Raw genomic sequence first — 7,320 nt, 5'->3', positions numbered from 1 at the left:
GGGCCGCGGCCGGCTGGACACCTTCGTGGTGGGCAACGACCGGGCCCTGTACCACAAGTGGTTCCAGGGGGGATGGAGCGACTGGGAGAGCCTCGGCGGAGGGCTCTACAGCAATCCTGCGGCCGTCTCGTGGGGCCCGAACCGGATCGACGCCTTCGCCATCGGCGGTGACCACGCGATGTGGCACCGCTGGTGGAGCTGAACCGACGACCACCGACCACCGACCACCGCCCGGCGCGCGAGGGCTCAGTCGTCCAGGGCCTCGCGGCCGCGGCGCACGATCAGCGGGTCGGGGGCGTGGACCACCTCGGGGTCCTTGTCGTCGTAGTCGAACTGGTTCAGGAAGGCCCGCATGGCGTTGAGCCGGGCGCGTTTCTTGTCGTTGGAGCGGATGGTGGTCCACGGGGCGTGGTCGGTGTCGGTGCGCAGGAACATCTCCTCCTTCGCCTCCGTGTAGTCCTCCCACCGGTCCAGGGAGGCCAGGTCGTTGGGGGAGAGCTTCCACCGGCGCACCGGGTCGATCTGGCGGATCGCGAACCGGGTGCGCTGCTCCTGCTGGGTGACGGAGAACCAGAACTTGGTCAGGTGGATCCCGGAGTCCACCAGCATCTTCTCGAACACCGGGGCCTGCTCCATGAACGTGAGGTACTGCGCGTCGGTGCAGAAGCCCATGACGCGTTCGACGACGGCGCGGTTGTACCAGGAGCGGTCGAACATCACGATCTCCCCGGCCGTGGGCAGGTGGGCGATGTAGCGCTGGAAGTACCACTGGCCGGCCTCCCGGTCCGAGGGCCGGGTCAGGGCCACCACCCGGGCTGCCCGGGGGTTGAGGTGCTCGGTGAAGCGGTGGATGGTCCCGCCCTTGCCGGCGGCGTCGCGGCCCTCGAAGACGATCACGTGGCGCAGGTCGTGGTCCTGGCCCCAGTACTGAAACTTCAGCAGCTCGATCTGCAGCTGGTACTTCTCCAGCTCGTACTGCTCCCGGGACATCCGCTCCTCGTAGGGGTACTCCTCCCGCCAGGTCTCCACCGCCGAGCCCCCGGGGTCGATCAGGTCCGGGTCCTCCTCCTGCCCGCTGGGCACGGTGTAGCCCAGCTCCGTGAGGTGGTCGATGAACTCCCGCAGGTTCTCCCGCACCGACCACTGGTCGTCGGGCAGCCACAGCCTCCTGGCCTCGGACATCTCTGCTCCTCCTCGAGCTCGGCTCCTGTGGCCGAAGTCTAGGCGGGGACGGTGGCCGGCCGGTGAACAGGGGTCGGCGGAGGACACCCGCACCGGGGCGGCGGAACGCGCCGGGCGCTGTGCCGAGACGGGCCGGCGGCCCCGATGCCGGGGACGGACGGGGACGGACGGGGAAGGGGCGGGCAGGGGACAGGGAGGGGGCAGGGAGGGAGTAGTGTCGTGGGTATGAGGGACAGGAGGAGCTCGCCCCCCGAACTTCCGGGCCCGACCACTGCCACTCCGCGCTTCGAGGGCGCCCGCCGGGCGTACCTGCGGGCCCGGCACGAGCTGACGGTCGCCGCCCTGGACGAGCTCGTGCTGCGGGTCCGCACCCGTCACCCGTCGGCCGCGACGATGCTCCTCGTCTACGACGACGTCGAGGACGGCCTCTACCTCGCCGGGGTCACGGACGGCTCCGGACGACCTCTGGGCCTGGACGGCCCGCTGCTGGACGACCGCACCTCCCACCAGATCATGGGCAACCTCAACGGACCCGATCTGGCGGTGCTGGCAGGCGTCCGCCACGATCCCGCGTCGCTGTCCTACGAGGTGACGCTCGCCGAGCGCGAGGCCTGACGCGCAGCCCTCGTCGCTCCCGCTCTCCGGGCCGCGGCAACCGGGGTGGTGCATGCCGGCCCACCGGTGCTCCACCCCGTGAGCGGCGCGCGAGGCGCACCGGACGGTGAAACATAGTCCCCGGCGCGCAAAAGTCTGGATCCCCCGGGCGATCCGGCGGAGACTGGTGGAGGAAGTCCCCCCCTTCCCGCCCCCGTCCCGAGAGGACACGCCATGATCACGATTTCCGCCTCGGCCCAGGCATGGGCCGTGAACGTCTGCGAGAACGCTTCCGAGGACCAGGTCCGAGCTCTCATCCAGCACCTCCACGAGCACGAGCCGCGGCTCGTGGGCGAGGCCTACGGGCTCTTCTGCGGCGACGAGGTCGAGGCCGCCGTGCTCGACGCCGACGCGTGCGTGGAAGGTGCCTTCCTGTGCCGCGGCGACGCGGCCAGGGCGGTCCGGGACGCCCGCAACGCCAAGATCGCCAAGGACGCCGTCGCGGCCCAGGAGCACGCCGGGGTCGCCCGACGGACCGCCGCGAGGGCCGAGGCGTTCGCCCGGAACGCCGAGGACCTCCTGGCCGCCGTGGGCTCCCGGACCGGGATCGGGGAGGCCGAGCTGAAGGCCCTCTCGGCCCGTGCCGACCACGCCCTGAGCCTGGCCGACGAGGCCAGGGCGGCGGCCCGGGAGGCGGAGGTCCACGCGGCCGAGAGCTACGCCCAGGCCGGCTGACGGACGGGCGGGATCGTCCCCTCCCGCGGCGACAGGGTCCGTGGGCGCATCGGCACGCCCCGGTGAGGATGGGTGCGACGTGCTGCTGTGCCCCGGTCCCGCCGGGGCACGCGCGACCAGGACGTCATGACGACGTCATGACCTGCAGCAGCCGGTCACGGCCCGTGCCGAGGAGGCTCTCCGCCGCCTGCCAGCGGGAGATCTCGCACCCGTCGGTCAGGGAGAACCGGGCGTCCACGGCCTCGCCGTCCACGGTGCCCGTGACGCGGGCGGTCGCCGGCCCGCCGTACTGCAGGGTGCAGACGCGGTCGGGGTCGGGCTCGGCCGTGAAGAACCCGGCGCCCAGGGCCGCGACGTCGGCGCACGCCACCTCGGCGCCGGGCAGGGTGGTCGCGGGTCCCGGGGCGCCGTCGAGGCACTCGAGGACGTGCCGCGTCGGGTCCTGCTCGGGAGCCGGCCGCACGGAGATCTCGAGCAGGACCCGGGCCCCGCCGGGCGGGGTGGAGGGGGACGCGGTGGCGTCCCCGGCCGGCCCGCAGGCTCCGGAGCCCAGTGCGAGAGCGCCGATCGCGACGGCGCGGCGCGCGACGGTTGCCGGCGTGGGACGCATGGGAGGACCTCCTCGTGGAACGGTCGGCCGGTGGCGCACCGCCCTGCTCCCATTGTGCGCCGCGGGCGCGCCGGACGGGAGGCGCCGGCCCTACTCCAGCGGCTGCTCCAGCGGCGGCGCGGCCAGATAGGCGTGCCGTGCCGCGCCGATGATCCCGGCAGAGTTGCGCAGGCCCGCGGGCACGATGGGGGTCTCCAGGTCGAGGAGGGGCAGGAAGTCCTCGTGCCGGGCCGAGATGCCGCCCCCGACGATGAAGAGGTCGGGGGAGAAGAGGAACTCCAGGTGGGAGAAGTACCGCTGGAGCCGCTGCGCGTAGGCCGCCCAGTCCAGCTGATCCCTCTCGCGCGCCACGGCCGAGGCCCAGGTGTCCACGTCGACGCCGGCCAGTTCCAGGTGGCCCAGCTCCATGTTGGGGACCAGCTTCCCGTCGACGAACAGCGCCGTGCCGATCCCGGTGCCCAGGGTGATGACCAGGACGGTGCCGGCCACCGGGCGGCCGGCCTCGCCGCGTCCTGCGCCGTAGTGGATCTCGGCCAGGCCGGCGGCGTCGGCGTCGTTGAGGACGTGGACGGCGCGTCCGAGCCGCTGGGTGAGGAAGCGCTGCACGTCCAGGCCGAGCCATCCCCGGTCGATGTTGGCGGCCGAGCGGGCGACGCCGTGACGGACGATGGCCGGCAGCGCCACCCCGATGCTCGCGTGCGGGTCCGGGGCCTCCGGCCTGGAGGACAGCTGCTCGACCAGGGCGCCCAGCGCCTCCGCGACGGCCTCGGGGGTGGCCGGGACAGGGGTGGGCAGCTGTAGGACGGGCGTGGTGGGCACGCCCTTGGCCATGTCCACGACCGCGTACTTGATGGCGGTCCCGCCGATGTCGATGCCGATGTGGTGGCGGTGGAGGGTCGACCATCCGGCCGGGGCCTGGGCGGCGCGGTCAGCGGTGTGCAGATCAGTGGTGGGCATCCGTCGTCCTGGGTCGAAGTGGGGAGTGCGGTGCGGTGACGGCACCCAATCTATCGAGGCTCGGGAGGCGCGGGAGGAGGCCCGCCGTGCGGAGGGCGCCGCGTGCCGGATTCACGGGGCGGTGAGCCTCTCCGCCCCACCGCGCGGGTGGAGCTCCAGGTCCAGGGCGTGCTGCTCCACGTGGTCCAGCGCCATGCGGACGGCCCCGAGGGAGACGACGGCCTCGCCGAGCGTGGACACCGCGACCTCCGGCGGGGTGGCCGTGTAGCGGGGCAGCCTCTCCCGGATGGGCCCGACCAGCACGGCGGCGGGCTCGGCGACGGCCCCGGCGATCACCAGCAGCCGGGGGTTGAAGAAGGTCGCGAGCAGGGCGATGATGCGCGCCATCCGGTCGGCGATGCGGTCGAGGATGCTCCGCGCCACCTCATCGCCGGCGGCCGCGGCCCGGAACACCGCCTCCGGGCCCACGTCCTGCGGCCTCTGCACGAGGTCCCGGAGCATCGTGGCCGGCGCCCCGGGCGCCAGCGCCTCGGCGCCCCAGATCCGGCACAGTGTGGCGATGCCCTGCGGGCTGCCGACCCCCCGGACGAGTTCCAGGTCGCCCACCTCCCCGGCCCCGCCGAGGCTGCCGCGCAGGAGCCGTCCCGACTCGATCAGCCCCGTGCCGAAGCGCTCGCCGGACAGCATGACCGCGAGGTCCTCCACCCCGGCCCCCACGCCCTGCCAGTGCTCGGCCAGGGCGGCGAGGTTGGCGTCGTTGGCCAGGAGCACCGGCCAGCCGTACCGGTCCTCCAGGTCCGTGTCGAGCCCGATGTCGAAGGCCTCCCAGAAGCTCTGCCGCCCGGAGATCCTCCCCTGCCGGTCCACGGGCGCGGCCACGCCGACGGCGACGGCCAGCACGGTGGCCGGGCTCACCCCGTCGGCCTCCAGCGCCCGGTCGACGGCGCGGTGGACGGTCGCCCGCCGCCCGGCCGGCGCCTCGTCGTCGAACCGCTGGGTCGACCTGCCGAGGGGCGTGCCCGTCACGTCGGCCACCACCGCGGTGGTCTTGACCACGCCCACGTCGAGGCCCACGACGCAGCCGGCCCGGTCGTTGAAGCGGAACCGCCGCGCGGGCCGGCCCACGGAGGAGTCCGCGCCCTCGCGCTGCGCCTCCGGCTCCACCACCCAGCCCATGCGGATCAGGTCGTCGCACACGGCGATGACGGTGGCCCGGGCCAGTCCGGTCACCGCGATCAGGTCGCTGGTGGTAAGGGTCCCGGCCCCCCGCAGCGCCGCCAGGACGGCGCTCATGTTCGTCCGCCGCAGCAGCTGCGGCGACCTGCCTGTGCGTTCCACGCGTACCTCTTGACGTCGTCGGGTGTGATGCTCATCATAATACGAGAGCTAAATTTAGACCCCAAATATATGAGATCCCGCGCCGTCCCGCCGTGCTCCCGACCCGGAGGAAACCCTCGATGCCCCCGTCCTCGTCCCCGATGCTGACCCCCACCTCCCCCCGCCACGCCGAGGCCGACTGGTGGCGCCAGGCCACCGTGTACCAGATCTACCCCCGCAGCTTCTAGGACTCCGACGGGGACGGCCTGGGCGACCTCCGGGGCGTCACGGCGAAGGTCCCGTACCTGCGGGAGCTCGGCGTGGACGCCGTCTGGATGAGCCCCTTCTACCCCTCGGCACTGGCCGACGGCGGGTACGACGTCGACGACTACCGCGACGTGGACCCCCGGCTGGGGACGCTCGCCGACTTCGACGAGATGTCCGCCGCCCTGCACGCGGCCGGGATCCGGCTGATCGTCGACATCGTCCCCAACCCCTCCTCCGACCGCCACGCGTGGTTCCAGGAGGCCCTGGCTTCGCCCCGCGGCTCGGCCGCCCGGGACCGCTACGTCTTCCGCGACGGCCTGGGCCCGGACGGGGACCTGCCGCCCTCCGACTGGCAGTCCATCTTCGGCGGGCCCGCCTGGGAGCGGATCACGGAGCCGGACGGCACGCCGGGGCAGTGGTACCTGCACCTGTTCGCCAAGGAGCAGCCGGACCTCAACTGGGCCAGCCGGGAGGTGCGCGACGACTTCCTGACCACCCTGCGCTTCTGGGCCGATCGCGGCGTCGACGGGTTCCGGGTGGACGTGGCGCACGCCCTCACCAAGGACCTGCCCGAGACGCTGCCCGCCACCGCGGAGCTGCCCGACTCGGACGTCGAACACGGCGCCCACCCCTTCTGGGACCGCGACGAGGTGCACGAGGTCTACGCCGAGTGGCGCGGGGTCTTCGACGAGTACGACCCTCCCCGCACCGCCGTGGCCGAGGCGTGGGTGCACCCCTCGCGCCGCGCCCGCTACGCCAGCCCCGAGGGCCTCGGGCAGGCCTTCAACTTCGACCTCCTGCGCGCCGACTTCGACCCCGGGCAGTTCCGCGCCTCCGTCACCAGGAACCTCGCCGAGGCGGCCGCCACCGGCGCGTCCTCCACATGGGTGTTCTCCAACCACGACGTCGTGCGCCACCCCACCCGCTACGGTCTGTCGCCCGCGCAGGAGCCCTCGGCCGGGGGCCGGGACGGCAAGCAGTGGCTGCTGGACGGAGCCCCCGCCGATCAGCTGGACCGGGCGCTGGGCCTGCGCCGGGCCCGGGCCGCGACCCTGCTGTTGCTCGCCCTGCCCGGTTCCGCCTACCTGTACCAGGGGGAGGAGCTGGGCCTGCACGAGGTCGCCGAGATCGCCGACGAGGACCGCCAGGATCCTTCGTTCTTCCGCAACCCGGGCGTCGACATCGGCCGCGACGGATGCCGCGTCCCGCTGCCCTGGTCCGCCGAGGGCACCGCGTACGGGTTCAGCGGGACGGGGGCGCACCTGCCCCAGCCGGAGTGGTTCGGTGCCGCGGCCGCCGCCCGTCAGGAGCAGGACGAGGACTCGACGCTGAACCTGTACCGCCGCGCCCTCGCCTGGCGCCGGCGGCTGCAGGGCGCGGAGGAGCTGGAGTGGGTGGAGGAGGAGCGGCAGGTGCTCCACTTCGTCCGCCCCGGCGACTGGCACAGCGTCACCAACTTCGGTCCCGGGCCGGTGCCCCTGCCCGCGGGGCGGGTCGTCCTGGCCAGCGACCGTCTGGACGGCGACGTCCTGCCGGCCGGCACCACCGCGTGGATCCTCCGATGACCCCCGCCGTCCTCGAGCTCTCCCTGTTCCTTCGGATCGTCCGGCACGTGCCTGCCGGGAAAGAGGCCTGACCCATGTCTTCTGTGCGCTACG

The 7,320-nt window shown here is 73.5% G+C and carries 7 protein-coding genes and 1 pseudogene; 4 read left to right on the top strand and 4 right to left on the bottom strand.

The features are described 5' to 3' along the window. Positions 1-202 (top strand): DUF8189 domain-containing protein (locus IEW07_RS18485; protein WP_229741964.1); only part of this gene is annotated, 202 nt, incomplete at its 5' end. A 44-nt stretch (positions 203-246) separates the two neighbouring features. Here the strand turns inward: IEW07_RS18485 and ppk2 are convergent. Further along, positions 247-1,182, bottom strand: coding sequence for a polyphosphate kinase 2 (ppk2, locus tag IEW07_RS18480; RefSeq protein WP_188539952.1), 936 nt, complete (start codon positions 1,180-1,182; stop codon positions 247-249). 225 nt (positions 1,183-1,407) lie between these two features. On the opposite strand from ppk2, the gene IEW07_RS18475 reads away from it, so the two are divergent. After that, on the top strand, positions 1,408-1,797 hold the full coding sequence (locus IEW07_RS18475) for a hypothetical protein (protein ID WP_188539950.1): 390 nt from the start codon (positions 1,408-1,410) through the stop codon (positions 1,795-1,797). Positions 1,798-2,010: 213 nt separating this feature from the next. Continuing rightward, positions 2,011-2,511 (top strand): hypothetical protein, encoded by a 501-nt coding sequence (locus IEW07_RS18470; protein WP_188539948.1) that lies wholly within the window; start codon positions 2,011-2,013, stop codon positions 2,509-2,511. Positions 2,512-2,635: 124 nt separating this feature from the next. Here the strand turns inward: IEW07_RS18470 and IEW07_RS18465 are convergent, their stop codons facing one another. The 3 genes from IEW07_RS18465 to IEW07_RS18455 all read right to left on the bottom strand — a co-directional run bounded on the left by IEW07_RS18465 (position 2,636) and on the right by IEW07_RS18455 (position 5,416). Next, on the bottom strand, positions 2,636-3,121 hold the full coding sequence (locus IEW07_RS18465; RefSeq protein ID WP_188539946.1) for a subtilase-type protease inhibitor: 486 nt from the start codon (positions 3,119-3,121) through the stop codon (positions 2,636-2,638). A gap of 90 nt (positions 3,122-3,211) precedes the next feature. Beyond that, a complete protein-coding gene (gene ppgK / locus IEW07_RS18460; RefSeq protein ID WP_188539944.1) occupies positions 3,212-4,078 on the bottom strand; it encodes a polyphosphate--glucose phosphotransferase in 867 nt (288 codons plus the stop codon). 111 nt (positions 4,079-4,189) lie between these two features. Then, the gene (locus IEW07_RS18455) at positions 4,190-5,416 is read right to left on the bottom strand and encodes an ROK family protein (protein ID WP_229741963.1); all 1,227 of its coding nucleotides are present in this window, start codon (positions 5,414-5,416) and stop codon (positions 4,190-4,192) included. 119 nt (positions 5,417-5,535) lie between these two features. On the opposite strand from IEW07_RS18455, the pseudogene IEW07_RS18450 reads away from it, so the two are divergent. After that, a pseudogene (locus IEW07_RS18450) lies at positions 5,536-7,227 on the top strand (glycoside hydrolase family 13 protein). The last annotated feature ends 93 nt before the right edge of the window (positions 7,228-7,320 follow it).

Origin of the sequence: Kocuria dechangensis (assembly GCF_014636775.1) — a bacterium.
GTDB lineage: Bacteria > Actinomycetota > Actinomycetes > Actinomycetales > Micrococcaceae > Kocuria > Kocuria dechangensis.
Note: the sequence above shows the minus strand (reverse complement) of the source record. Positions and strands in the feature narration are given on the sequence as shown.